We start from the raw sequence: 25,065 nt of genomic DNA on the forward strand, positions 1-25,065 counted from the left end.
AGGTCTCATTTTTTTAGAAAAATGCAGTTCAGACCGAAAAATTGACAGTTGAGGAGATGGACTATAAAATAGATAAAAAAGATGTATACTGTAGATGTAAGCTTACAAAAATTTATTTTAAGGAGGTACTTGATAGGACAGGTACAGATACATTTACAGTTCTTTCATCTGAGAACTTAGAGGAAACTTCAGGTGGTTTTGCTGTTTGGGAAGATGGTGAGGGAAGATGGTTATATTATAGAGACTTTGCTCCTTATATGGGGCAAGGGGCGCTTAATTCTTATAGGGATGCTTGGAAGTATGGCCTCCGAGCAGGATAATCTTTCAAAAAAAGTATGATGAGAAACATAGAGAAACTAAGACAATTTGGCATATTTTTGCTTATTATTTTACTATCTACCTATTTACCACAAACAATTGGATTGTATGTGACGATAATTTTAGGGTTAGGCGCTGATGTCTATTCTCTTATTTTAACAATGGGATTAGTAGGAAGTTTCCTTCTATTAATTTGGTGGTTAAAAAAGAAAGAGATGCTCTTTATCTTTGAGGAAAAGAGATGGAACTGGTCATTTGTCTTTTACTTATTTTCAGGTTATGTGGTTTATCAGATTCTCGGTAATTTTTGGGCACGCTATGCTCATTTGATTAATCATAGGAATATTCATGATGAGTATTTTACCGTTGTTCTTTCAAATGGACAACCAACGTTTTTATCGACTATCTTATCTTTTGTCCTGCCTGTAATCATCGGTCCTATTTTTGAGGAGACTCTTGATAGAGGGTATTTTATGAATACCTTCTTTCCTAAGTCAAAGTATTATTTAGATGTCATCCTATCAGGCCTGATCTTTGGACTCAGTCATTTGATACTATCTCATCGAGACCCGATTAGTTTATTATATTATAGTGTGATTGGTCTCTTTTTCGCCCTTGTTTATCGTTCTACCGATAATCTTAGATTAACGATTCTCTGCCATAGTTTTTTTAACTTTCTCAACCATGCAACCCCCCTCTGGATTTTTGTTTATAATTATGTCTATTACCACTTTTTAAGATAATGGGAGGCAATGAAAAAAGTGTTTGATGTCTGTCAAACACTTTTTCTATTTACTATTCTTCAGTTACAAATTGACTAAGCAGTCCGTTGATAAAGCGGGCTGATTTTTGATCTGAAAAATTCTTGGCAAGTTCAATGGCTTCATTGACTGCTACTAGTTGAGGTGTATCAAATGATGTGATTTCAAAGATTCCTAAGCGTAGTAAGTTTTTTTCGACCAAGGTCAAGCGTTCAACTGTCCATCCTGACTTGAGGTGCTGGTTGATTTGTTTATCCAACTCGTCTTTTTGAGCTTGAACGCCAGAAACCAAGTTTAGAAGAAAGGCAGGGATTTGCACATCTGCATCTTCACGGTCATGCGTGTAAGCAAAGCGACAAGCTGTTTCCATATCTGTGCCGAATTCAAGGCTCATAAGAGCTTGAAAAGCGCATTTACGAAGTTCACGTCTAGATTCTAATAATGGACTAGTCATTGAGGAAGTCCTCGTTAAATAGATCTTTCAACTCAGGTTTTGGTGTTTTATCTGGAACGATTCCTGCAACATGGATGTTAACAGCAGCAAGTTCCACATCAGCCATATCTCGGACAGCATCTTTTACTGCTTTTTGAATAGCAAGAGCCACTTTTGGTACTTTTACACCGTACTCAAGGTAGAGATAGATGTCAGCAGTTAGCTCTTCATTGTTTTCTTTTAAGTAGACGCCGCGACCAAGAGAGAGTTTTGATAGGGTATCGGATACGGATTTATTTGAAAATGAGTGGACACCATCAACTTTAGCAGTTGCGATGGCAATGATTTTTTCAAGTACACGTGGAGCGATAACGATTTCGCCAAATTGTTCTTCAATTCCCATAGAATGACCTCTTTCTAGAGATTAGGCACGAGAAACGTAAGTTCCTTCTGCAGTGTTGATGATCAATTTTTGTCCAGCTTCGATGAAGTCTGGAACGTTGACAACAAGTCCAGTTTCCATAGTTGCTGGTTTACCAGAACCTGTAACAGTAGCACCTTTGATAGATGGTTGTGTTTCAGCGACTGTCAATTCAACAGTAGTTGGTACAGTTACACCGATTACTTCAGTTCCGTAGAATTGGATTTTCACATCAGAGTTTTCAAGGATGTAAAGCAATTCATTTTCAACGTTTACGACTGGGATTTCGTATTGGTCGTAAGTTTCAGTGTTCATGAAGTAGGCAGTTTCATCCATTTTATACAAGTATTGAGCTGGAACAGTTTCGATAATAGCTTGTTCGAATTTTTCTTCTGGACGGTAGCTTGTATCAAATGTAGAACCAGTACGGACATCACGTAATTTCATACGCATGATCGTGTTCCCTTTACCTGGTTTGTGGTGGCTAGCTTCCAAAACGCGGATCAATTTTCCGTCTGCAGTTTCAAATGTCATACCAGCTTTCAATTTGCTTGCTTCAATCATGTTTTTACCTCTTTAATAAATATTATTACTCTTCATTTTACCATAAAATCTTCTGGAAATAAAGCCAAAATAGTTAATGGGATTTGGTAGGAGCGAAAAAAACCAACCTCAGGGCTGGTTTCTTTTACGTGTTAATCTTCTTTCAACTTCGCTAATTCCTGGGCAAAGACTTGGTGGATAATTGGAATCAAGACAGCTGGATATGAAATTTGGACCATACCTGCTTTTTCAACGTATTCATGCGCGCCACCGCCATTTTTAGCCAGGTGGACAAAGACTTTCTTGGTCGTAGCTGAGCTCTTCAAGAAGGATATGGGATTGAGGCTATTGAAAAGGTAGATCTCTTAATTTGAATGATTATTAAACTATATTATAACCTTTAAAAATCATCTAAGATATACTTGTCGTTATTTACTAGCAGTTATCTTTTTTATGGAATGGTGTTCAATGAGCCACCCAACAATCCACCCCGTCACTAGCAAGTAATTTTCGAAAGCACCGATAGCATTTACAGGAGAATGATACTCCATAAAATTGACTAAGTGATTTGTTCCTATTCCAATCCCACCGAAGATGAGAGCGAGAAGCACGATTCGTAGATAGAACCAATCGTACTTAATATTGACACCGAGAATAAGAATCAATACAGCTAGGTTCCATATTCCAATTTCTCGTTGCCAACCAGCAGAGATTCCGTATCCGGAGTGACTTCCCATGTATGATGGAAAGAAAATTTGTAGTATAGAAGCGCCTAGCATAGCAATGATGACTAAAACAAATAGCAATCGTAAAAATTTGTTCATTTTTTCTTCTTTCTAAAATAGAAAAAGGTATATAAAAAGTCTGCTATTCATCTTCTTTCAACTTGGCCAATTCCTGTGCAAGAAGTTTAAGGGCGACTTGTGGGTTGGCTTGGCCTTTGGTTGCTTTCATGAGGAAGCCTGTGAAAGCCTTATCTGAGTTACGTTTGCCTGACTTGAAGTCGGCAACGGCTGCTTCATTATCCGCAAAGACTTGGTGGATAATTGGAATCAGGACAGCTGGATCGGAGATTTGAACCATACCCGCTTTTTCCACGTATTCACGCGCGCCACCACCATTTTTAGCTAGGTGGACAAAGACTTTCTTGGCAATCTTAGACGAGATAGTGCCGTCTTCGATGATGGCAATCATTTCAACCAAGTTTTCTGGTGTCAATTCGATTTGTTCCAGTGTCTTACCTTCAGCGTTCAAGAACTGAGCAACTTCTCCTTGGAGCCAGTTTGAGACTTGCTTAGCATCGCCACCAAGGGCAACAGCTTTTTCAAAGAAGTCAGAAGTGACTTTGTTTGCGGTCAACTGGCTGGCATCATAGTCTGACAAGCCGAGGTCAGAGACGTAGCGCGCACGGCGTTCTTTTGGAAACTCTGGTAACTCAGTCCGCATTTCCTCAATCCACTCGTCTGAGATTTCAAAGAGAGGTAGGTCTGGTTCTGGGAAGTAGCGGTAGTCAGCAGCGCCTTCCTTGACACGCATGAGGATAGTTGCTTTGTTAGCCTCATCGTAACGACGTGTTTCTTGGCGGATTTGACCACCTGAGCGAAGGATTTCAGCTTGACGTTGAACTTCGTATTCAAGACCTTTGCGAACATTTGAGAAGGAGTTGAGGTTCTTCAACTCAGTCTTGGTGCCGAATTTTTCTTGACCATACGGACGAAGAGAGATATTGGCATCCACACGCATAGAACCTTCTTCCATCTTAACGTCAGAAATACCAGCGTACTGGATAACTTCCTTGAGGGCTGTTAGATAAGCATAGGCTTCTTCAGGAGAACGCATGTCAGCTTCAGATACAATCTCAATTAATGGCACCCCTTGGCGGTTGAGGTCAACGTAAGAGTAGCCATCTGTACCGTGGGTGTTTTTACCAGCGTCTTCCTCTAGGTGGGCACGTTCGATACCGATTTTCTTAGTCGTACCGTCTTCTAGCTCGACTTCAATCCATCCATTGTAACCAATTGGTTCATCAAACTGAGAAATTTGGTAGGCTTTGGGATTATCAGGATAGAAGTAATTCTTGCGGTCAAAGTGCATCTTTTTGTGGATGTCCATATTGAGGGCAAGAGCAGCTTTGATACCGGCATCAACAACACCTTTATTGAGAACTGGCAGAACTCCTGGGAAAGACCAGTCAATCACGTTAGTGTTGGCATTTTGGTCATTTCCGAAGTGGGCAGAAGTAGGTGAGAAGATTTTTGAATTGGTGTTGAGCTCTACGTGGACTTCAAGTCCGATGACTGTTTCAAAGTTCATTAGTTATCACCTCCAAAAATCACGGGTTGTTGTTTGTGGTAGTCTGTTGTTGCCTCAAAAGCAGCAGCAGCTTGGTAAATGGTTTCCTCAGAGTACTTAGGACCAATCAATTGCAGACCAACAGGTAGACCTTGAGAGAATCCAGCAGGAATCGAAATCCCTGGAAGACCTGCCAAGTTGACTGGGATGGTCAAAAGGTCAGCCAAGTACATGGCAACTGGGTCATGGTTGAGTGAGTCCAAGTCATAAGCAACACTAGGAGCAGTTGGTCCCAAAATCAAGTCATAATCCGCAAAGACTTTTTCGAAATCTTGAATGATGAGTGTACGAACCTGACCAGCTTTCTTATAGTAGGCGTCATAGTAACCTGATGAAAGGCTGAAAGTACCCAGCATGATACGGCGTTTCACCTCTTCACCGAAACCTTGGCTACGGCTGTTTACATAGATTTCATCAAGGTTTGTCGCATCCTCTGCACGATAGCCGTAACGGATACCGTCAAAGCGTTGCAAGTTTGATGAAGCTTCTGATGAAGCGATGATGTAGTAAACGGCAACACCGTATTTTGAGTGAGGTAGGCTCACTTCTTCAACAATAGCACCAAGTTTTTCAAAGTGTTTGGCTGCGTTCAGAATGGTTTCCTTAACCTCTGGGTCAATTCCTTCGCCAAGATATTCTTTAGGTAAAGCAATTTTCATGCCCTTGATGTCTTGACCGATTTTTGAAGTAAAGTCGGCAATGCGGACAGGAGCAGAAGTAGAGTCTTTGGCATCTTCGCTTGCAATAGCATTGAGCAAGAAGGCATTTTCCTTAACAGTCGGAGCGAAAGGTCCAATCTGGTCTAATGAACTACCAAAGGCAATGAGACCGAAACGTGAAACTGTTCCGTAGGTTGGTTTGAGACCGACGATCCCATTGAAGGCAGCAGGTTGGCGGATAGATCCACCAGTATCAGAACCAAGTGACAAGCGGACTTGTCCTGAGGCTACAGCTGCAGCAGAACCACTTGATGATCCACCAGGGACCTTGCTGTGGTCCCAAGCATTTTTAGTGGCACCGTAGTAAGAAGTCTCACCTGATCCACCCATGGCAAACTCGTCCATGTTGGTTTTCCCTACGACAATCATGCCTTTCGCTTTTGCCTTGGCAACGGCTGTCGCATCAAAGATAGGCTCATAGTTGTAGAGCATTTTTGAAGCAGCAGTTGTGAGAATACCATCAGTAGAGATATTGTCTTTAACTGCAAGTGGAATTCCTGAAAGGACATTATCAGCGTCAATTCCAGCTTCATCAATAGCTTTGGCTTGAGCAAGAGCTTGCTCTTCAGCGATTGTGACGAAAGCGTTGATAGCTGTCTCGCGAGATTGGATATCTTCAAGCGTTGCTTGGGTCAATTCAGTTGCAGAAATTTCCTTAGAAACAAGGAGATTGTGCAAGTCTTCAATGGTTTTATTGTTAAAAGTCATTAGGCATCTCCTCCATCGTCTAGGATAGCTGGTACCTTGATATAGTAGTTGTCTTTTTCAGGTACGTTTTTAAACAAGCGGTCGCGGTCTGTTCCTTCTTCGGCCACATCAGGGCGGAGTACAGTCTTGCGGTCAGCCATGGTCGTAGTAGGTGCGACACCAGTAGTGTCGACTTCGCCCAGCAATTCAACCATGTCAACAATCTTAGACAAGGTAGTCGCAAAGGCAGCAGTGTCTTCTTCAGAGAATCTTAATTTTGAAAGATTGGCAACGTGTGTTACCTCTTCTTGCGTAATTTTCATCTTGCATCCTTTCGTGAAATGATGATTTTTAGTCTGTTCTATTTTACCATATTTTCCTATAAATAAGGGAGGGATAAGTAAAAAGAAATAGAAATTGAAAAAAATGCTAAAATCCGATATAATGGAGTGTTGAAAGGAATGGTAAAATCCAATGTAGAAATCATTCTTAGCTATTGAACCAACTAAAAATAGAGAATCAACGAAAGAGAACTTATGAATATTCAAGAAGAAATTAAGAAACGTCGTACCTTTGCCATCATCTCCCACCCGGACGCGGGTAAAACTACCATTACGGAGCAGTTGCTTTACTTTGGTGGTGAGATTCGTGAGGCTGGTACCGTAAAAGGAAAGAAAACAGGGACTTTTGCCAAGTCTGACTGGATGGATATCGAGAAACAGCGTGGGATTTCGGTTACTTCATCTGTGATGCAATTTGACTACGATGGAAAACGCGTGAATATCCTCGACACGCCAGGGCACGAGGATTTTTCAGAAGACACCTATCGTACCTTGATGGCGGTGGATGCTGCGGTCATGGTCGTGGACTCTGCCAAGGGTATCGAGGCCCAAACCAAGAAATTATTTGAGGTTGTCAAACACCGTGGCATTCCGGTCTTTACCTTTATGAATAAGCTGGACCGTGATGGTCGTGAGCCACTGGACCTCTTGCAAGAATTGGAAGAAGTCTTGGGTATTGCGAGTTACCCGATGAACTGGCCAATCGGGATGGGGAAAGCCTTTGAGGGACTCTATGACCTCTATAACCAACGCCTGGAGCTCTATAAAGGGGATGAACGTTTTGCTAGTCTTGAAGATGGGGACAAGCTTTTTGGCAGCAATCCTTTCTACGAGCAAGTCAAAGATGACATTGAACTTTTAAATGAAGCTGGGAATGAGTTTTCAGAGGAAGCTATCCTTGCTGGAGAATTGACGCCAGTCTTCTTCGGTTCAGCTTTGACAAACTTTGGTGTGCAGACCTTCCTTGAGACTTTCCTTAAGTTTGCTCCAGAACCACATGGACACAAGAAAACAGATGGCGAAATTGTGGATCCTTATGACAAGGATTTCTCAGGATTTGTCTTTAAGATCCAAGCCAACATGGACCCTCGTCACCGTGACCGCATCGCCTTTGTCCGTATCGTATCAGGTGAATTTGAACGTGGTATGAGTGTCAATCTACCTCGTACTGGTAAAGGTGCTAAACTGTCTAATGTTACCCAGTTTATGGCGGAAAGTCGTGAGAATGTGACCAATGCTGTAGCAGGTGATATTATCGGGGTTTACGATACAGGTACTTATCAGGTTGGGGACACTTTGACAGTTGGAAAAAACAAGTTTGAGTTTGAACCACTGCCAACCTTCACTCCTGAAATTTTCATGAAAGTTTCTGCCAAGAATGTCATGAAGCAAAAATCCTTCCACAAGGGGATTGAGCAATTGGTGCAAGAAGGAGCCATTCAGCTTTATAAGAATTACCAAACAGGCGAGTATATGCTAGGCGCTGTAGGTCAACTCCAGTTTGAAGTCTTTAAATACCGCATGGAAGGCGAGTACAATGCTGAAGTTGTCATGAGTCCAATGGGTAAAAAGACCGTTCGTTGGATCAAGCCTGAGGACTTGGATGAACGGATGTCCTCAAGCCGAAATATCTTGGCCAAAGACCGTTTCGACCAACCAGTCTTCCTCTTTGAAAATGACTTTGCCCTACGCTGGTTTGCGGACAAGTATCCAGATGTAGAGTTGGAAGAAAAGATGTGATGAAGATACAAAGCCCGTTAAAAAAGCGAGAAGAAAATAGGAAAATCGCCGAAGAAACGTAGTTTCTAGAAGATTTTATCTTTTTCTCGACGCTTTTAGGGCGTGTTCAATTTTTCTAACTGCCTCACTAACTGAGTTTTATAAATGGAATCGATTTGTAAAACTCCGTGTTGTAGTTCAGTAAATTTATTTGATTGTGTAACAATCTAAGTAACTAACGCCAAGTTTCTATGGAACTTGGCTAGGCGCTCCACTAGTAAAGTTTTATGAATAATATCGATTCGTGGGCTTTTCCGTTGTAACGGGTAGAAAGTGGCCTAGATAACTGTCTTACTAACTATGTTTGGTAAATGAAATTGATTTGTAAAACTTAGTGTCGTGGATAATAAGACAGCAAAGTATGTAGGGTTTTACCTTAGCCCTCTATAAAAAGATGTTGAATATTAGACCTTATTCATTTTACTATTAACCTTTATGGTAATAACTTACAAATAAAAGAAAACTTCAGATATTCACCTTTTGTGATTGGTCTGAAGTTTTCTTTTTTACTGTCCATATTTTTGGTAAAAATCAACTTTTACTTGGATGAAGGTTTTTGCTTCACGTAGGAGTTGAAGAAGTGTGGCACGGGTTTCAAATTCTTCTCTTGTCTTGGGTAGACTGCGGTTCCGAAAGACTTCCAGATAACGTTCAATTTCATCTAGCAAATCAGAAGCAGGATTGGTCTGGCTCAGTTGACCTGCAATTTTTGAAAAGAGTTGGGCCAAAATCAGGCTCTCACTGGCAGCTAGGTGACAGGTGTTGATTTGCTGGGCCATGTTTCGCAGGATGCGACTTTGTCGCTGTCTCATCTCAAAATAGTGAATATGGTAATCGGTCTGGTGAAAGAGGTGGTCAGAGTGATCCAAATAGACCAGTCTGAGGGCTTCTTCCAAAAGGGTGTCTAATTCTTCAACCAGTTGTGCTCGGTTGCGTCCATCCCCTCTGGATAAATAATATTTGAAGCGCTGGAGGATATCTTTTAACTTTTCTTCTACTAATGTGTGGTAATGCTGGATGTCCTCTTCTCGTGAAGGCATGTAGAGATTAACAAGCAAGGCAAATCCAGTACCGATAGCAAAGAGAAGGAATTCGTTGACTAGGAGTTCTGGAGAGGTTGACTCTTGCACCAAGAGATGGCTAACCAACACGCTACTTGGTGTGATGCCAATTTCCCAGCCCATCTTGTAGGCTAGAGGCACATAGAGGGCTAGATAGAGGCCAAGGCTCCAGATATGAAATCCGCTCAAGTGAAAAGCCAAAACACCGATAGCTAGAGCTAGAAGCATGGAAAAGAGTCGATTGCGGGCCAGTTTTAAGGTACTTCTACGAGTATCGGATAGGCTCAAGAGGGCGATGATTCCAGCCGAGACAGCTGAGGAGAGATTGAGAAAATAAGCAAGAAGGCAGGCAAGACAGGTAGCTAAGATGAGCTTGGTCGTACGTTGGCTAATAGACATAAGAATTTCCTAGTAAGTTAGAATAAAAGCGGAAAAGACAAGACCTGAGCAGGCTTGCCTTTATGAGTTATTTTTTACGGACTGCCGCGTATTCGGCAACGGCAGTAAAGAGGACATCTGTTGAAGAGTTGAGAGCTGTTTCACATGAATCTTGGATGACCCCAATCACAAATCCAACCCCAACAACTTGCATGGCAATATCGTTAGAAATACCGAAAAGGCTACAAGCAACTGGGATAAGAAGGAGGGAACCGCCCGCAATACCAGAAGCGCCACAGGCTGAGATAGCTGCTACTACACTGAGGACAAAGGCTGTTGCAAAGTCAACAGGGATTCCCAAAGTATTTACTGCAGCAAGGGTTAAAACGTTAATAGTAATCGCTGCCCCGGCCATGTTGATAGTAGAGCCGAGTGGGATAGAAACCGAATAGGTATCTGGATCTAGTCCAAGGTCGTGACAAAGTTTCATGTTGACAGGGATGTTAGCCGCAGAACTACGAGTGAAGAAGGCTGTCACACCGCTGACACGCAAACATTTCCAAACGAGGGGATAAGGATTTCTCTTCATAAAGAGGAAGGCAATTAGTGGATTGACTACCAGAGCCACAAAGAACATAGTTGTCACCAAGAGGGCAAGCAAGATTCCATAGTTAGCTAGGCTTCCGATTCCCTTATCAGAGATGGTTTTGAAGACAAGTCCTAAGATCCCAAATGGAGCTAGGTTAATGATCCATTCGACAATCTTAGAAGTCACATCAGCCATGGTTTTTAGCAATTCTTTACTATTTTTGCTGGCTTCTCTCATAGCAATACCGAAAACAACTGCCCAAGATAGGATACCGATGTAGTTGGCTGTGACAAGGGCATTGACTGGATTGTCAACTAGTTTGAGCAAGAGGTTGCTGAGGACTTGTCCAATCCCATCTGGTGGTGCGATTTCTGTATTGGCACTATTTAAGGTAATCTCAACAGGGACAATGAAGCTTGCTAGGACAGCAACAAGTGCTGCTGCAAAGGTTCCTACCAAGTAAAGGAAGATAACCGTTTTCATGTTGCTATCTTGCCCCTTTTGATGTTGGGAAAGGGCATTGGCAACGAGGGCAAAGACTAGAATAGGTGCGATGGCTTTGAGGCCACCAACAAAGAGATCTCCAAGTAAACCAATTCCTGAAATGTTAGGAAGTGTCAGCCCTAGGGTTCCTCCAATAAGCATGCCAATCAAAATTCGTTTGATTAGACTCGCCTTATTCCAAGCATGAATGAATTTTTTCATAACAATCTCCTTTGTTGTGTAATGTTTATGATTATAGTATAAATATGAGCTAAAATCAAGAATTTTCTGTCTATTTTGGCTATTATTTTTGAATATTTATGGAGATTCATCACTTGTAAAAGTATGGTATAATAAATGAAAGGAGTTTTCTATGAAAGAATTTATTCAAACCTACCTCAATAAGCTTGATATAACAACGATTATTGAAAATATCTTAACCAAGTTAATTTCTCTGTTATTCTTATTTTTACTCTTTTATATAGCTAAGAAATTGCTCCATACCATGGTGCAGAGAATTGTCAAACCTTCTCTAAAAATGTCTCGTCATGATATCGGGCGTCAGAAAACCATCTCACGTCTGTTAGAAAATGTGTTTAATTATACCCTTTATTTCTTTTTGCTTTACTGCATTTTGTCGATTTTAGGTTTGCCAGTTTCTAGTTTGCTGGCAGGGGCTGGGATTGCTGGGGTGGCTATTGGGATGGGAGCCCAAGGCTTTCTATCTGATGTCATCAATGGCTTTTTCATCCTCTTTGAACGTCAACTGGATGTGGGAGATGAGGTCGTTTTGACAAATGGTCCTATTACCGTATCGGGCAAGGTTGTCAGTGTCGGCATTCGAACAACGCAACTCAGAGGAGAAGATCAGGTTCTGCACTTCGTTCCCAATCGGAATATCACCGTCGTCAGCAATTTCTCACGCACAGACTAGACCTGTTATTTTAAGTAATTTGTGGTACAATAGAAAGAGTTTAATAAAGGAGAAAAGATGGTTTTAGAAAAGCAGTTGGGCAATGGTTGTACCTGGATAGACCTTGATGTGGATAAGATTAAAAATATGGAAGATCTTTCTGACATCTATGGATTGGACAAGGAAACCATTGAGTATGCTCTGGATAGAAATGAACGAGCTCATATGGATTATAACCGTGAAACGGAGACGGTAACCTTTATTTATAATGTTCTTGATTTAGAAAAAGACAAAGAATATTATGAAGCGATTCCCATGACCTTTATCGTCGAAAGACAACGAATGATTACCATCAGCAACCATAAGAATGCTTATGTCATTGATCAGATGTCAGCTTATCTGGATAGCCATGAGTCGCTTTCTATTTACAAGTTTCTCTTTGCTGGTTTAGAGATTATCAGTAACGCTTATTATCCTATCATTGAAGAGATGGATAAAAGTAAGGACGAAATTAGTGCCTTGCTACGTCAAACTACAACAAAGAAAAATCTCTTCGCCCTCTCTGACTTGGAGACTGGTATGGTTTACTTGACAGCAGCAGCAAAACAAAATCGACTCCTCTTGGAACATATCCAGGGCCATGCTCTTTATCGGAGATTTAATGATGTCGAACGAGAGCAGTTTGATGATGCAATGATTGAAGCCCATCAGTTGGTGTCTATGACAGACTTGATTTCTCAAGTCTTGCAACAACTCTCAGCTTCTTACAACAACATCCTAAACAATAACTTGAATGATAGTTTGTCAATTTTGACTATTATCTCCGTCTTACTAGCAGTACTTGCGGTTATTACAGGTTTCTTCGGAATGAATGTTCCTCTACCATTTACAGAAGAGCCAAATGCTTGGATTTATATCTTAATGACTAGCTTGATTTTATGGGTGGCCTTATCTCAATGGCTGAAGAAAATTACTAGAAAATAAAAGAAAAGGAGCCAAAATGGTGATTGAAAACTACATGCCAGACTTTGCTGTGGAAGCAGTCTATGATCTGACAGTCCCAAGCCTGCAGGTGCATGGAATCAAGGCTGTTTTGGTCGATTTGGACAATACCCTCATTGCTTGGAACAACCCTGACGGGACGCCAGAGATGAAGCAATGGCTACATGATCTTCGGGACGCGGGCATTCGCATCATCGTGGTATCAAATAACACCAAAAAACGCGTTCAACGTGCAGTTGAGAAGTTTGGAATTGATTACATTTATTGGGCTCTGAAGCCCTTCACATTTGGAATTGACCGTGCCATGAAGGAATTCCACTATGAGAAAAGCGAAGTGGTCATGGTCGGTGACCAGCTCATGACAGATATACGAGCAGCCCACCGTGCTGGCATTCGCTCGATTTTAGTCAAACCCTTGGTCCAACATGACTCGATCAAAACGCAGATTAACCGAGCTCGTGAGCGCCGTGTGATGCGAAAAATCACTGAAAAGTACGGACCGATTACATATAAAAAAGGAATTTAACTATGGAAGAAATTCTCTGTATTGGTTGTGGAGCAACCATTCAGACGACAGACAAGGCTGGTCTTGGATTTACCCCTCAGTCGGCACTTGAAAAAGGTTTGGAGACTGGCGAAGTCTATTGCCAACGCTGTTTTCGTCTCCGCCACTACAATGAAATCACAGATGTCCAGTTGACGGACGATGATTTCCTCAAGCTCTTGCACGAGGTTGGAGACAGTGATGCATTAGTGGTCAATGTCATTGATATATTTGATTTTAATGGCTCTGTTATCCCAGGATTGCCACGTTTTGTCTCAGGCAATGATGTCCTCTTGGTTGGAAATAAAAAAGATATCCTCCCTAAGTCAGTTAAGCCGAGCAAGATTAGCCAGTGGCTCATGGAACGTGCCCACGAAGAAGGACTTCGTCCAGTCGATGTCGTCCTAACTTCGGCACAAAACAAACATGCCATTAAGGAAGTCATTGACAAGATTGAACACTACCGTAAGGGCCGTGATGTCTATGTGGTTGGTGTAACCAACGTTGGAAAATCAACTCTTATCAATGCTATTATCCAAGAAATCACGGGTGATCAGAATGTTATCACGACTTCGCGCTTCCCAGGGACAACCTTGGACAAGATTGAGATTCCGCTTGACGACGGTTCTTATATCTACGATACACCGGGGATTATCCACCGTCACCAGATGGCTCACTACTTGACGGCTAAAAACCTCAAGTATGTCAGCCCCAAAAAGGAAATCAAGCCTAAAACCTATCAGCTCAATCCTGAACAAACCCTGTTTCTAGGTGGTCTCGGACGCTTTGACTTTATTGCAGGTGAGAAGCAAGGTTTCACAGCCTTCTTTGACAACGAATTGAAACTCCATCGTACCAAGCTTGAAGGCGCTAGTGCTTTCTACGATAAGCACGTCGGAACCCTTCTGACACCACCAAATAGTAAGGAAAAAGAAGATTTTCCAAAACTAGTTCAGCATGCATTTAACATTAAGGAAAAGACAGACCTAGTCATCTCAGGCCTAGGTTGGATCCGCGTAACAGGCACAGCCAAAGTCGCAGTCTGGGCACCAGAAGGCGTCGCAGTCGTCACACGAAAAGCAATTATTTAAAATGAAATCACTGAGCGAACAAAGTGAGCTCATAAAGAGATAGTTATTGCCGTGGTGTCTTGCCAATCATTAGATTGGCAAGGGGCACAATTGAGACCAAGGCTCAATTGTGAGGCCAGGAAATCCATTTTTCAAAGATGAGATCTTTGGAAAATTAGTTCCGACCGTCCCTCACTACCTAAAATAACTATCAAAAAATAAGGAAGAAATTATGTCATTAACATCAAAACAACGTGCCTTCCTCAACAGTCAGGCACACACCCTCAAACCCATCATCCAAATCGGGAAAAATGGACTTAACGACCAAATCAAAACCAGTGTCCGTCAGGCTCTTGACGCCCGCGAATTGATTAAAGTAACGCTCTTGCAAAACACAGATGAAAATATCCACGAAGTAGCTGAAATCTTGGAAGAAGAAATCGGTGTGGATACTGTCCAAAAGATTGGACGCATCTTAATCTTGTTTAAACAATCCAGCAAGAAAGAAAATTGCAAGATTTCTAAGAAAGTCAAAGAAATTTGACCCCCATACTCCAAACAACTGTTTTTACAGAGAAATAAAGGAGACTAGCCTATGGCAATCGAACTATTGACTCCCTTTACCAAGGTAGAGTTGGAGCCAGAAATCAAGGAGAAAAAACGCAAACAAGTCGGGATTTTAGGGGGGAATTTTAACCCTGTTCACAATGCCCATCTCATCGTTGCGGACCAAGTACGCCAGCAGTTAGGACTGGATCAAGTTTTGCTCATGCCTGAGTACCAACCTCCTCACGTAGATAAAAAGGAAACCATCCCTGAACACCATCGTCTCAAGATGCTTGAATTGGCGATTGAGGGGATTGAAGGTCTGGACATTGAAACAATCGAGCTAGAGCGCAAGGGCATTTCTTATACCTACGACACCATGAAGCTTCTAACTGAGAAGAATCCAGATACAGATTATTACTTTATCATCGGTGCCGACATGGTAGACTATCTGCCCAAGTGGTACCGAATTGATGAATTGGTTGACATGGTTCAGTTTGTAGGGGTTCAGCGCCCACGCTACAAGGCAGGGACTTCCTATCCCGTTATCTGGGTGGATGTGCCTCTCATGGATATCTCGTCTAGTATGGTGCGTGACTTCCTTGCCCAAGGACGAAAACCCAACTTTCTCCTACCTCAGCCGGTGCTAGACTACATCGAGAAGGAGGGGCTCTACTGATGGCCTATCAAGACTATATCAACTGTTCCCGTGAGGCTTTGTTGGAAAAAATGGCAGAGCTTCTACCTGAAAAACGCTTAACCCATTGCTTGGGTGTGGAGCGTGCAGCCATAGAGCTAGCAGAACGATTCGGAGTTGATGCTGAGAAAGCTGGTCTAGCAGGTCTTCTTCATGACTATGCTAAGAAGTTGTCAGATCAGGAATTTCTAGACTTGATTGACCGTTACCAGCTAGACCCTGACCTCAAAAACTGGGGCAATAATGTCTGGCATGGTATGGTTGGCATCTACAAGATTCAAGAAGATTTGGATTTGCATGATCTAGAAATCTTACGAGCTATTGAAATTCATACAGTCGGTGCTGGTCAGATGACAGATCTAGATAAAGTCATCTACGTTGCAGACTATATCGAGCATAACCGTGCCTTTCCAGGAGTGGATGTGGCGCGTGAAATTGCTGAGCTATCGCTCAATAAGGCAGTGGCCTACGAAACAGCTCGTACCGTGGAGCATCTAGCTCATCAGGGATTCCCTATCTATCCCCAAACCCTTGAAACCTATAACGCCTTTGTGCACTATTTGAAAGAGGACTAAATGAAGACGGCTTTTATAATCATTGATGTTCAGAATATTTTAGTGGAAACCGGTTTTCAGACAAATAGTCTATTGGAAAAAATTTCTTATTTACAAAACCAGGCTAGAAGCAAGAATATCGAAATTATCTATGTTCAACATATTGAGGATTTTGAAGCTCAAACATCAGAAGATTGGCAGATATCTGGACTTTTAAATCGAAAACCTAATGAAAAGGTCTTTCAGAAGAAGTATAACAGTATTTTCAAAGAAACTGGTTTAAAAGAATACTTGGATAAACAGGGGATTGAAAAATTAGTTTTATGTGGTATGCAGACAGAATATTGTGTGGATACCTCTGTCAAGGTTGCCTTTGAATATGGCTATAAGCTGATTATTCCAGAAGGTGCTGTCACAACCTTTGATGGAGATGACATTCCAGCAGAAACGATTAATGAATTTTATGAGGGCATTTGGGAGGGGCGCTTTGCAGATGTCCTAGATTACAAACATATTTTCTAGAAAGAGGACTAAATGAACGAAAAAGAATTACTAGAACTAGTCGTGAAAGCGGCTGATGAGAAACGTGCGGAGGATATCCTCGCACTTGACGTACAAGATTTGACTAGCGTGACGGATTACTTTGTTATTACTAGTTCAATGAATAGCCGTCAGTTGGACGCTATCGCTGATAACATCCGTGAAAAAGTAGCTGATGCAGGCTTTAAAGGTAGCCATATCGAAGGCGATGCAGCTGGAGGTTGGGTCTTACTAGACCTCGGTGCTGTCGTTGTGCATGTCTTTTCAGAAGAAATGCGTGCTCACTATAACCTAGAGAAGCTATGGCATGAGGCGAATTCTGTAGACGTATCTGAAACTCTGGCGTAGAAGATGAACTCAGTTGTAGTCAACTGGGTTTCTTTGCTTATTTTAGAAGAAAATTGATAGAAAGGTGAGGGCGAGTGGTGTTTGCCATGTAGGCTCTTGGTATCATGTTTTATGGCAACTTATGAAACTTTTGCGGCGGTCTATGATGCGGTCATGGACGATAGTTTATACGACAAATGGACGGATTTTTCTCTGCGTCACTTGCCTAAGACCAAGGAGAGAAAGAAACTCTTGGAATTGGCTTGTGGGACAGGAATTCAATCGGTGCGCTTCTCTCAGGCTGGTTTTGATGTAACTGGACTTGATTTGAGTGGGGATATGTTGAAGATTGCCGAGAAGAGAGCTTCTTCAGCCAAACAAAAGATTGATTTTATTGAAGGCAATATGCTGGATTTGTCCAAGGCAGGTCAATACGACTTTGTCACGTGTTACTCGGACTCAATCTGCTACATGCAGGATGAGGTGGAAGTAGGTGACGTCTTTAAGGAAGTCTATAATGCTCTCAATGAAGACGGTGTATTTATCTTTGATGTGCATTCAACCTACCAGACAGATGAAGTATTCCCGGGTTATTCTTACCATGAAAATGCGGAAGATTTTGCCATGCTCTGGGATATCTACGAGGATGCAGCGCCCCACTCTATCGTTCATGAGTTGACTTTCTTTATCAAGGAAGAGGATGGGTCCTTTAGTCGCCACGATGAAGTGCATGAGGAGCGGACTTATGAGGTCTTGACCTATGATATTTTGCTGGAGCAGGCTGGATTTAAGTCTTTCAAACTCTATGCAGACTTTGAGGACAAGGAGCCGAGAGAGACAAGTACCCGTTGGTTTTTTGTGGCGCAGAAGTAGGAGATCACTATGACCATCACAGGTATTATTGCGGAGTTCAATCCTTTTCATAATGGGCATAAATACCTGCTGGAACAGGCAGAGGGACTGAAAATCGTAGCCATGTCTGGAAATTTCATGCAACGTGGAGAGCCTGCTATTGTGGATAAGTGGGCACGGGCCCAGATGGCGCTGGAAAATGGAGCGGATCTGGTAGTGGAATTACCCTTTTTAGTCAGTGTTCAGGCAGCAGATTTCTTCGGTCAAGGAGCTGTGGATATCTTGGCTCGGTTGGGCATTGATACTCTAGCATTTGGGACGGAGGAAGTTCTGGATTATCAAAAAATCGCTGACTTATACACAGAGCAAGGTGCTGAGATGGAGAAGTTTGTGGAAAATCTGCCTGATTCCCTTTCCTATCCCCAGAAAACCCAAGCTATGTGGAAGGAATTTGCTGGTCTTGATTTTTCAGGCAATACGCCCAATCATGTCCTTGCTCTTGCTTATGCCAAGGCGGTTGCGGGACGAAACATCAAACTTTATCCGATTCAGCGTCAGGGTGCGGGTTACCATTCTGTGGACAAGGATGTGGATTTTGCCTCAGCGACGGCCCTCCGTCAGCATCAATCAGACAAAAATTTCTTAGAACGCTTTATGCCTTCTATTGCCCTATTTGAGCAGGCCAGTAAGGTGAGCTGGGAAGACTATTTTCCCTTGCTCCGCTATCAAATCTTGTCCAATCCAGACCTAACCACTATCTATCAGGTCAATCAAGAAATGGCAGTACGCATCAAGGATGCCATCAAGACAGCCCAGTCTGTGGAAGACTTGGTTGAGGCGGTTGCGACCAAACGTTACACCAAGGCGCGTGTCAGACGCCTATTGACCTATATCTTGGTGCAGGCTAGAGAAGGTGACTTGCCAGAAGCCATTCATGTCCTTGGATTTACTGAAAAAGGCAGGCAACAGCTCAATTCTTTGAAAGGTCAGGTCAGTCTAGTCAGCCGAATTGGCAAAGAGCCTTGGGATACTATGACCCAAAAGGCAGACCAGATTTACCAACTGGGAAAATCAAGTATAGCAGAGCAGAATTTTGGAAGAGTGCCGATAAGAATAGAAAGAAACTAAGTCTACTGAAAAGTAGGCTTTTTGAGATTTTTTACGAATAAATAGATAGAAAAGAAAATCTTGTACAAGTTCCTGACAATTTCTTTCTTTTCGTGTATAATAGTGGAAAAGAGGTAAAACGAGGTATGGTTATGGAAGCAGTTCTTTACTCAACATTCCGAAATCATTTAAAAGACTACATGAAGAAGGTAAATGATGAATTTGAGCCTTTGACGGTGGTCAATAAAAATCCAGACGAGGACATTGTAGTACTTTCAAAGAGTGAGTGGGATAGTATCCAAGAAACCCTGAGAATTGCTCAAAATAAGGAACTTTCTGATAAGGTTTTGCGAGGAATGGCTCAAGTTCGTGCTGGAAGTACTCAGGTTCATGTTATTGAGGAGTAAGAAATGCTGCTCAAGTTTACAGAAGATGCCTGGGCAGATTATTGCTACTGGCAAAATCAGGATAAGAAAACGTTAAAAAGAATCAATAAACTAATCAAGGATATTCAACGTGATCCCTTTACAGGAATAGGTAAACCAGAACCACTCAAGTATGACTACCAAGGAGCTTGGTCACGTCGTATTGATGCAGAAAATCGCTTGATTTATATGATGGATGAAGATAGCGTGGCTTTCTTGTCTTTTAAAGATCATTACTAAGTCTACTGAAAGGTGGGCTTTTTCTATAATTTTTACTAAGCTATAACTTCTAAGAAATAGAGATTGCACTAATAAATTTTAAGCAAACGTGTTCCAATTTCCTCAAAACATATTCTATTTTAGGTTTGTGAAAATCACTTTTTTATGGTAGAATGTAAAAGAATGTATGTCATTCGGAATAACAATAAAATGAGGTAAAAACATGGAAATCATGTCGCTTGCGATTGCTGTTTTTGCCGTCATCATTGGTTTAGTCATTGGATATGTCAGCATCTCAGCTAAGATGAAATCATCTCAGGAAGCTGCAGAGTTGATGCTTTTAAATGCTGAACAAGAAGCAACTAATTTACGTGGACAAGCTGAACGTGAAGCTGATTTACTTGTTAATGAAGCCAAACGTGAAAGCAAGTCTCTTAAAAAAGAAGCACTATTGGAGGCCAAAGAAGAAGCCAGAAAATACCGTGAAGAAGTGGACGCTGAATTCAAATCAGAACGTCAAGAACTCAAACAAATCGAAAGTCGTTTGACAGAGAGAGCTACTAGCCTCGACCGCAAGGACGACAATTTGACGAGTAAAGAACAAACACTTGAACAAAAAGAACAAAGTATTTCTGATAGAGCGAAAAACCTTGATGCGCGTGAAGAGCAATTAGAGGAAGTCGAAAGACAAAAAGAAGCAGAGCTAGAGCGTATTGGTGCTCTGTCTCAGGCAGAAGCACGAGATATTATCTTGGCTCAGACAGAGGAAAACTTGACCAAGGAGATTGCCAGCCGCATTCGTGAAGCTGAGCAAGAGGTCAAGGAACGTTCTGACAAAATGGCCAAGGATATCCTGGTTCAAGCCATGCAACGTATCGCTGGTGAATATGTAGCAGAGTCAACAAACTCAACGGTTCATCTGCCAGACGATACTATGAAGGGACGCATTATTGGTCGTGAAGGTCGTAACATTCGTACCTTTGAAAGTTTGACAGGGGTCGATGTGATTATCGACGATACACCAGAAGTGGTGACCTTGTCAGGATTTGATCCGATTCGTCGTGAGATTGCTCGTATGACTATGGAAATGTTGCTCAAAGATGGTCGTATCCACCCAGCTCGTATCGAAGAGTTGGTTGAGAAAAACCGTCAAGAGATTGACAATAAGATCCGTGAATATGGTGAGGCAGCAGCCTATGAGATTGGTGCGCCAAACCTTCATCCAGACTTGATGAAAATCATGGGTCGCTTGCAGTTCCGTACTTCTTATGGACAAAATGTCTTGCGCCATTCGATTGAGGTTGCTAAGTTGGCTGGTATCATGGCTAGTGAGCTTGGTGAAAACGCGGCTCTTGCCCGTCGTGCCGGATTCCTTCACGATATCGGGAAAGCTATTGACCGCGAGGTTGAGGGTAGCCACGTTGAAATCGGTATGGAATTGGCTCGTAAGTACAAGGAACATCCAGTTGTGGTGAATACGATTGCTAGCCACCACGGTGATGTCGAAGCAGAAAGTGTGATTGCAGTAATTGTCGCTGCAGCAGATGCCTTGAGTGCGGCGCGTCCAGGTGCTCGTAGTGAGTCTCTTGAAAGCTACATCAAGCGTCTCCATGATTTGGAAGAAATTGCTAACGGCTTTGAAGGGGTACAAAATAGCTTTGCCCTTCAAGCAGGACGTGAAATCCGTATCATGGTCAATCCAGGACAAATCAAGGACGACAAAGTCACAATCTTGGCTCACAAAGTTCGTGAGAAAATTGAAAACAATCTCGATTACCCAGGAAATATCAAGGTAACCGTGATTCGTGAGCTTCGTGCAGTAGATTATGCTAAATAAATAAGAAAGAGCAGTTGAAAAATTACTGCTTTTTTGTTACACTAGATAGAAAGACTGTAAAGGATAATCTGGCTTTTTGTCATTATTCTAGAGAAATGTTATTTCACAGACTGACTAAAAGGAGACACAATGGCAGACCGAGGCTTACTAATCGTTTTTTCTGGTCCTTCAGGGGTTGGAAAAGGAACGGTTAGAAGAGAGATTTTTGAGAGTTCTGAAAATCAATTTCAATACTCTGTATCGATGACGACGCGCGCACAACGTCCTGGAGAAGTGGATGGTGTTGACTATTTCTTCCGCACTCGCGAAGAGTTTGAAGAGCTGATTCGTCAAGGACAGATGTTGGAATATGCAGAATATGTCGGCAACTACTATGGAACTCCTCTGACCTATGTCAATGAAACCTTGGACAAGGGAATCGATGTTTTCCTTGAAATTGAGGTTCAAGGAGCTCTTCAGGTCAAGAAAAAGGTTCCAGATGCTGTCTTTATCTTCCTGACACCACCAGATTTGGATGAATTGCAAGATCGTTTGGTAGGACGTGGAACAGACAGTGCAGAAGTGATTGCCCAACGAATCGAAAAAGCCAAGGAAGAAATTGCGCTTATGCGTGAGTATGATTATGCGATTGTCAACGATCAGGTGCCCCTAGCTGCTGAGCGTGTCAAACGTGTTATCGAAGCAGAGCACTTCCGTGTGGATCGTGTCATTGGTCACTATCAGGAGATGTTACCAAAATCTCCAACTACCCGATAAAATTTAGAAAATAGGTACAAGCAAATGATGTTAAAACCCTCTATTGATACCTTGCTTGACAAGGTTCCTTCAAAATATTCACTCGTAATCTTGGAAGCAAAACGTGCCCATGAATTGGAAGCAGGTGCGCCAGCATGTCAAGGTTTCAAGTCTGAAAAATCAACTCTTCGCGCTTTAGAAGAAATCGAATCAGGAAACGTAACAATTCACCCCGATCCAGAAGGAAAACGTGAAGCAGTGCGTCGCCGTATCGAAGAAGAAAAACGCCGCAAAGAAGAAGAAGAAAAGAAAATCAAAGAGCAAATCGCTAAAGAAAAAGAAGATGGTGAAAAAATTTAAGGTTGGGGGGACTCAATCTTATTTTTTCTATTGCAAGAATGTACTGATAAGGAGGAGGTGAGAAGATGGCTATAGCAAAGATTATCGTAGATGTACCCTTGATGCAGACAGACCAGCCCTATAGTTATAGGATTCCGGAGGAATTTCTGGGAATGCTGGAGGTTGGGATGCGAGTTCATGTGCCCTTTGGTAAGGGGAATCGCCTGATTCAAGGGATTGTTCTTGGTTTGGAGTCTCAATCAGATGAGGAAGAGATGGAGCAAGATTTAAAAGATATTGCGGAGGTGTTGGATTTTTCTCCTGTTCTCACGCAAGAACAACTCTGGCTAGCTGAGGAGTTACGCAAGTCCGTCTTCTCCTACAAAATCTCCATCCTCAAGGCTATGCTGCCGGGATTTCTGAACTCCAGCTATGATAAGATTCTCTATCCTCTGGAAGGTCTGAGTCAGGAAGACAAAGAGCGCTTGTTTGGTTCAGAAGATTCGCTTGCCTTTTCTTCTCTAGATTTAGGTAAGCAAGCTGAAATGATGCGATTGACTAGAAAAGGCCTGCTTGGGCTAGAATATCAGGCAATTGATCAAAAGAAGGTCAAGACCCAGTCTTGGTATGAGGTTGATGCTACTCAGTTAGAGAAAATTGAGATCTCTACGCGTGCCAAGAAAAAGTTAGAACTGAGAGACTATTTGCTTTCTCATCCTGAGAGTTCTTCCTTGGCTAGTTTGTTAGAATCCTACTCGCGGGAGCAAGTCAACTTCTTTGTGGAACAAGGTGCTGTTACCATAGTCCAAAAAGAAGTTCAACGTTCGGCTGCTTATTTTGAAGGGATTGAGGCAAGTCGGCCTTTGGAGTTGAATCCAGAGCAAAGGCGGGCGCGTGATGCGGTTGTCAGTGCGATTGGCAGTCATCAGCCTCCCTTCCTCCTTCAAGGGATTACAGGAAGTGGGAAGACCGAGGTTTACTTGCAGATTATCCAAGGGGCCTTGGACAAGGGCAAGACAGCCATTTTGCTGGTGCCTGAGATTTCCTTGACTCCACAAATGACGGAGCGTTTTATCGCTCGTTTTGGTGAGAAAGTGGCCATTCTTCACTCAGGCTTGTCCAATGGTGAAAAGTATGACGAATGGCGCAAGGTTGAGCGTGGAGACGCTCAAGTTGTTGTTGGCGCCAGATCTGCCATCTTTGCTCCGCTGAAAAATCTGGGTGTTATGATTATCGATGAGGAGCATGAAGCAACTTATAAGCAGGATAGTAATCCTCGTTACCATGCCAGAGAAGTAGCCATTTTACGGGCTCAGTATAATCAAGCAGCTCTGGTACTTGGGTCTGCGACACCGAGCTTAGAGAGCCGTGCGCGGGCTGGAAAAGGCGTTTATCAACACTTACGTCTGACCCAACGAGCCAATCCTTTGGCTAGGATCCCTGAGGTTCAAGTAATTGACTTTCGAGACTATATCGGACAAAATGAGACGTCAAACTTTACGCCTCCTTTGCTAGAAGCCATCCAAGACCGTCTGGATAAAAAAGAACAGGTGGTTCTCATGCTCAATCGCCGGGGCTATTCTAGCTTTGTCATGTGTCGGGAGTGTGGGACGGTGGATACTTGTCCTAACTGTGACATTTCCTTGACCTTGCATATGGATACCAAGACCATGAACTGCCATTATTGTGGTTTTTCGAAGGATATTCCTCACGTTTGCCCCAACTGTAAGAGTCGCAGTATTCGTTACTATGGGACGGGGACACAGAAGGCTTATGACGAGCTGGCAGAACTCTTTCCGCAAGCCCGTATTTTGCGGATGGATGTGGACACGACTCGTAAGAAAGGTAGTCACCAAGCTCTTCTTGACCAGTTTGGACGAGGAGAAGCAGATATTTTACTAGGTACTCAGATGATTGCCAAGGGATTGGATTTTCCCAATGTGACTTTGGTCGGAGTTCTAAATGCCGATACAGCCTTGAATCTGCCTGATTTCCGTTCTTCTGAGAGAACCTTCCAGCTCTTGACTCAGGTGGCAGGCCGTGCAGGTCGTGCTGAAAAAGCTGGTCAGGTCTTGATTCAGTCTTACAATCCGCAGCACTATGCTATTCGATTTGCCAAGGATCAGGACTACGAAGGCTTTTATGCCTATGAAATGGGAATTAGACGACAACTTGGTTATCCACCTTACTATTTCACCATTGGAATTACCCTTTCTCACAAGAAGGAAGAAGAGGTGGTCAAACGTGCCTATGAAGTCATGAATATTTTGCGGTCAGGTTTGTCTGAAACCAGTGACATCCTTGGGCCGACGCCAAAACCGATTGCTCGTACCCACAACCTCTATCATTACCAGATTTTAATTAAATACCGTTTAGAAGATGAGCTGGGTCCTACACTCAATCAGGTCTTGGCCTTGACTCAAGAAAGGGAAAATAGTGAGCTCCGTCTCAGCATTGACCATGAGCCACAGCAATTTTTATAAGAAGGAGAAG

At 42.5% G+C, this 25,065-nt stretch carries 29 protein-coding genes and 1 pseudogene; 20 read left to right on the forward strand and 10 right to left on the reverse strand.

Annotated features, from left to right (window positions below; translation table 11 throughout):
• Positions 1–110 precede the first annotated feature (110 nt).
• Complete coding sequence (gene briC / locus ACLNCP_RS04705) at positions 111–320, forward strand: biofilm-regulating peptide BriC (protein ID WP_424844167.1); 210 nt, start codon at positions 111–113, stop codon at positions 318–320.
• An 18-nt stretch (positions 321–338) separates the two neighbouring features.
• A complete protein-coding gene (locus ACLNCP_RS04710; RefSeq protein ID WP_004234086.1) occupies positions 339–1,061 on the forward strand; it encodes a CPBP family intramembrane glutamic endopeptidase in 723 nt (240 codons plus the stop codon).
• 52 nt (positions 1,062–1,113) lie between these two features.
• Here ACLNCP_RS04710 and nusB read toward each other — a convergent pair whose 3' ends face one another.
• The 8 genes and pseudogenes from nusB to gatC form a co-directional block, all read right to left on the reverse strand.
• Positions 1,114–1,533, reverse strand: coding sequence for a transcription antitermination factor NusB (gene nusB, locus ACLNCP_RS04715; protein ID WP_153209155.1), 420 nt, complete (start codon positions 1,531–1,533; stop codon positions 1,114–1,116).
• Positions 1,526–1,915 (reverse strand): Asp23/Gls24 family envelope stress response protein, encoded by a 390-nt coding sequence (locus ACLNCP_RS04720; protein ID WP_000510573.1) that lies wholly within the window; start codon positions 1,913–1,915, stop codon positions 1,526–1,528. The genes nusB and ACLNCP_RS04720 overlap by 8 nt, the downstream gene beginning before the upstream one ends.
• 21 nt (positions 1,916–1,936) lie before the next feature.
• Entirely contained in the window at positions 1,937–2,497 is a 561-nt protein-coding gene (gene efp / locus ACLNCP_RS04725) for an elongation factor P (RefSeq protein ID WP_000568643.1), read from the reverse strand.
• A gap of 137 nt (positions 2,498–2,634) precedes the next feature.
• Positions 2,635–2,796 (reverse strand): annotated as a pseudogene (locus ACLNCP_RS04730) (glutamyl-tRNA amidotransferase); the annotation flags it as partial.
• Positions 2,797–2,904: 108 nt separating this feature from the next.
• Positions 2,905–3,300 (reverse strand): hypothetical protein, encoded by a 396-nt coding sequence (locus ACLNCP_RS04735; RefSeq protein WP_084886618.1) that lies wholly within the window; start codon positions 3,298–3,300, stop codon positions 2,905–2,907.
• A gap of 43 nt (positions 3,301–3,343) precedes the next feature.
• The gene (gatB, locus tag ACLNCP_RS04740) at positions 3,344–4,789 is read right to left on the reverse strand and encodes an Asp-tRNA(Asn)/Glu-tRNA(Gln) amidotransferase subunit GatB (RefSeq protein WP_094753832.1); all 1,446 of its coding nucleotides are present in this window, start codon (positions 4,787–4,789) and stop codon (positions 3,344–3,346) included.
• Entirely contained in the window at positions 4,789–6,255 is a 1,467-nt protein-coding gene (gene gatA, locus ACLNCP_RS04745) for an Asp-tRNA(Asn)/Glu-tRNA(Gln) amidotransferase subunit GatA (RefSeq protein WP_094753831.1), read from the reverse strand. Before gatA ends, gatB begins: the two co-directional genes overlap by 1 nt.
• Complete coding sequence (gene gatC, locus ACLNCP_RS04750) at positions 6,255–6,557, reverse strand: Asp-tRNA(Asn)/Glu-tRNA(Gln) amidotransferase subunit GatC (RefSeq protein WP_094753830.1); 303 nt, start codon at positions 6,555–6,557, stop codon at positions 6,255–6,257. Before gatC ends, gatA begins: the two co-directional genes overlap by 1 nt.
• 213 nt (positions 6,558–6,770) lie before the next feature.
• Between gatC and ACLNCP_RS04755 the strand changes: the two genes are divergently transcribed.
• A complete protein-coding gene (locus tag ACLNCP_RS04755) occupies positions 6,771–8,315 on the forward strand; it encodes a peptide chain release factor 3 (RefSeq protein ID WP_049544798.1) in 1,545 nt (514 codons plus the stop codon).
• A gap of 545 nt (positions 8,316–8,860) precedes the next feature.
• On the opposite strand, the gene ACLNCP_RS04760 is transcribed toward ACLNCP_RS04755, so the two are convergent.
• Together ACLNCP_RS04760 and sstT are read right to left on the reverse strand one after the other, a co-directional pair.
• Complete coding sequence (locus tag ACLNCP_RS04760) at positions 8,861–9,814, reverse strand: aromatic acid exporter family protein (protein ID WP_033686484.1); 954 nt, start codon at positions 9,812–9,814, stop codon at positions 8,861–8,863.
• A gap of 67 nt (positions 9,815–9,881) precedes the next feature.
• Complete coding sequence (gene sstT / locus ACLNCP_RS04765; protein ID WP_269793242.1) at positions 9,882–11,087, reverse strand: serine/threonine transporter SstT; 1,206 nt, start codon at positions 11,085–11,087, stop codon at positions 9,882–9,884.
• Positions 11,088–11,238: 151 nt separating this feature from the next.
• On the opposite strand from sstT, the gene ACLNCP_RS04770 reads away from it, so the two are divergent.
• From ACLNCP_RS04770 to ACLNCP_RS04850, 17 genes are all read left to right on the forward strand, one after another.
• Positions 11,239–11,799: a mechanosensitive ion channel family protein gene (locus ACLNCP_RS04770; RefSeq protein ID WP_024057615.1), complete on the forward strand. Its 561-nt coding sequence runs from the start codon at positions 11,239–11,241 to the stop codon at positions 11,797–11,799.
• A gap of 57 nt (positions 11,800–11,856) precedes the next feature.
• On the forward strand, positions 11,857–12,762 hold the full coding sequence (locus ACLNCP_RS04775; RefSeq protein WP_261011918.1) for a magnesium transporter CorA family protein: 906 nt from the start codon (positions 11,857–11,859) through the stop codon (positions 12,760–12,762).
• A 16-nt stretch (positions 12,763–12,778) separates the two neighbouring features.
• The gene (locus ACLNCP_RS04780; protein ID WP_424844104.1) at positions 12,779–13,306 is read left to right on the forward strand and encodes a YqeG family HAD IIIA-type phosphatase; all 528 of its coding nucleotides are present in this window, start codon (positions 12,779–12,781) and stop codon (positions 13,304–13,306) included.
• A gap of 2 nt (positions 13,307–13,308) precedes the next feature.
• Positions 13,309–14,415 (forward strand): ribosome biogenesis GTPase YqeH, encoded by a 1,107-nt coding sequence (gene yqeH / locus ACLNCP_RS04785; protein WP_424844105.1) that lies wholly within the window; start codon positions 13,309–13,311, stop codon positions 14,413–14,415.
• Positions 14,416–14,626: 211 nt separating this feature from the next.
• Complete coding sequence (gene yhbY, locus ACLNCP_RS04790) at positions 14,627–14,938, forward strand: ribosome assembly RNA-binding protein YhbY (protein ID WP_084886757.1); 312 nt, start codon at positions 14,627–14,629, stop codon at positions 14,936–14,938.
• A gap of 51 nt (positions 14,939–14,989) precedes the next feature.
• A complete protein-coding gene (locus ACLNCP_RS04795; protein WP_084886755.1) occupies positions 14,990–15,619 on the forward strand; it encodes a nicotinate-nucleotide adenylyltransferase in 630 nt (209 codons plus the stop codon).
• Positions 15,619–16,212, forward strand: a complete 594-nt coding sequence (yqeK, locus tag ACLNCP_RS04800) for a bis(5'-nucleosyl)-tetraphosphatase (symmetrical) YqeK (RefSeq protein ID WP_159803745.1) — start codon at positions 15,619–15,621, stop codon at positions 16,210–16,212. Before ACLNCP_RS04795 ends, yqeK begins: the two co-directional genes overlap by 1 nt.
• The gene (locus tag ACLNCP_RS04805; RefSeq protein WP_084923697.1) at positions 16,213–16,713 is read left to right on the forward strand and encodes a cysteine hydrolase family protein; all 501 of its coding nucleotides are present in this window, start codon (positions 16,213–16,215) and stop codon (positions 16,711–16,713) included.
• A 12-nt stretch (positions 16,714–16,725) separates the two neighbouring features.
• Positions 16,726–17,079 (forward strand): ribosome silencing factor, encoded by a 354-nt coding sequence (gene rsfS / locus ACLNCP_RS04810; RefSeq protein WP_285300858.1) that lies wholly within the window; start codon positions 16,726–16,728, stop codon positions 17,077–17,079.
• Positions 17,080–17,190: 111 nt separating this feature from the next.
• On the forward strand, positions 17,191–17,931 hold the full coding sequence (locus ACLNCP_RS04815; protein ID WP_070481851.1) for a class I SAM-dependent DNA methyltransferase: 741 nt from the start codon (positions 17,191–17,193) through the stop codon (positions 17,929–17,931).
• A 9-nt stretch (positions 17,932–17,940) separates the two neighbouring features.
• Positions 17,941–19,038, forward strand: coding sequence for a nucleotidyltransferase (locus tag ACLNCP_RS04820; protein WP_153199160.1), 1,098 nt, complete (start codon positions 17,941–17,943; stop codon positions 19,036–19,038).
• A 131-nt stretch (positions 19,039–19,169) separates the two neighbouring features.
• On the forward strand, positions 19,170–19,424 hold the full coding sequence (locus ACLNCP_RS04825; protein ID WP_000388572.1) for a type II toxin-antitoxin system Phd/YefM family antitoxin: 255 nt from the start codon (positions 19,170–19,172) through the stop codon (positions 19,422–19,424).
• A gap of 3 nt (positions 19,425–19,427) precedes the next feature.
• Positions 19,428–19,682 carry a Txe/YoeB family addiction module toxin gene (locus ACLNCP_RS04830; protein ID WP_084925567.1) on the forward strand — a complete coding sequence of 85 codons (255 nt, stop codon included), beginning with the start codon at positions 19,428–19,430 and terminating at the stop codon, positions 19,680–19,682.
• 202 nt (positions 19,683–19,884) lie between these two features.
• Entirely contained in the window at positions 19,885–21,498 is a 1,614-nt protein-coding gene (locus ACLNCP_RS04835; RefSeq protein ID WP_000404934.1) for a ribonuclease Y, read from the forward strand.
• A gap of 129 nt (positions 21,499–21,627) precedes the next feature.
• Positions 21,628–22,254 carry a guanylate kinase gene (gene gmk, locus ACLNCP_RS04840; RefSeq protein WP_000775041.1) on the forward strand — a complete coding sequence of 209 codons (627 nt, stop codon included), beginning with the start codon at positions 21,628–21,630 and terminating at the stop codon, positions 22,252–22,254.
• Between the two features lie 24 nt (positions 22,255–22,278).
• Positions 22,279–22,593, forward strand: coding sequence for a DNA-directed RNA polymerase subunit omega (gene rpoZ / locus ACLNCP_RS04845; protein WP_004255434.1), 315 nt, complete (start codon positions 22,279–22,281; stop codon positions 22,591–22,593).
• A 65-nt stretch (positions 22,594–22,658) separates the two neighbouring features.
• Entirely contained in the window at positions 22,659–25,055 is a 2,397-nt protein-coding gene (locus ACLNCP_RS04850; RefSeq protein WP_424844106.1) for a primosomal protein N', read from the forward strand.
• The last annotated feature ends 10 nt before the right edge of the window (positions 25,056–25,065 follow it).

Source organism: Streptococcus sp. CL6.35, assembly GCF_049737915.1.
Taxonomy (GTDB): Bacteria; Bacillota; Bacilli; order Lactobacillales; family Streptococcaceae; genus Streptococcus.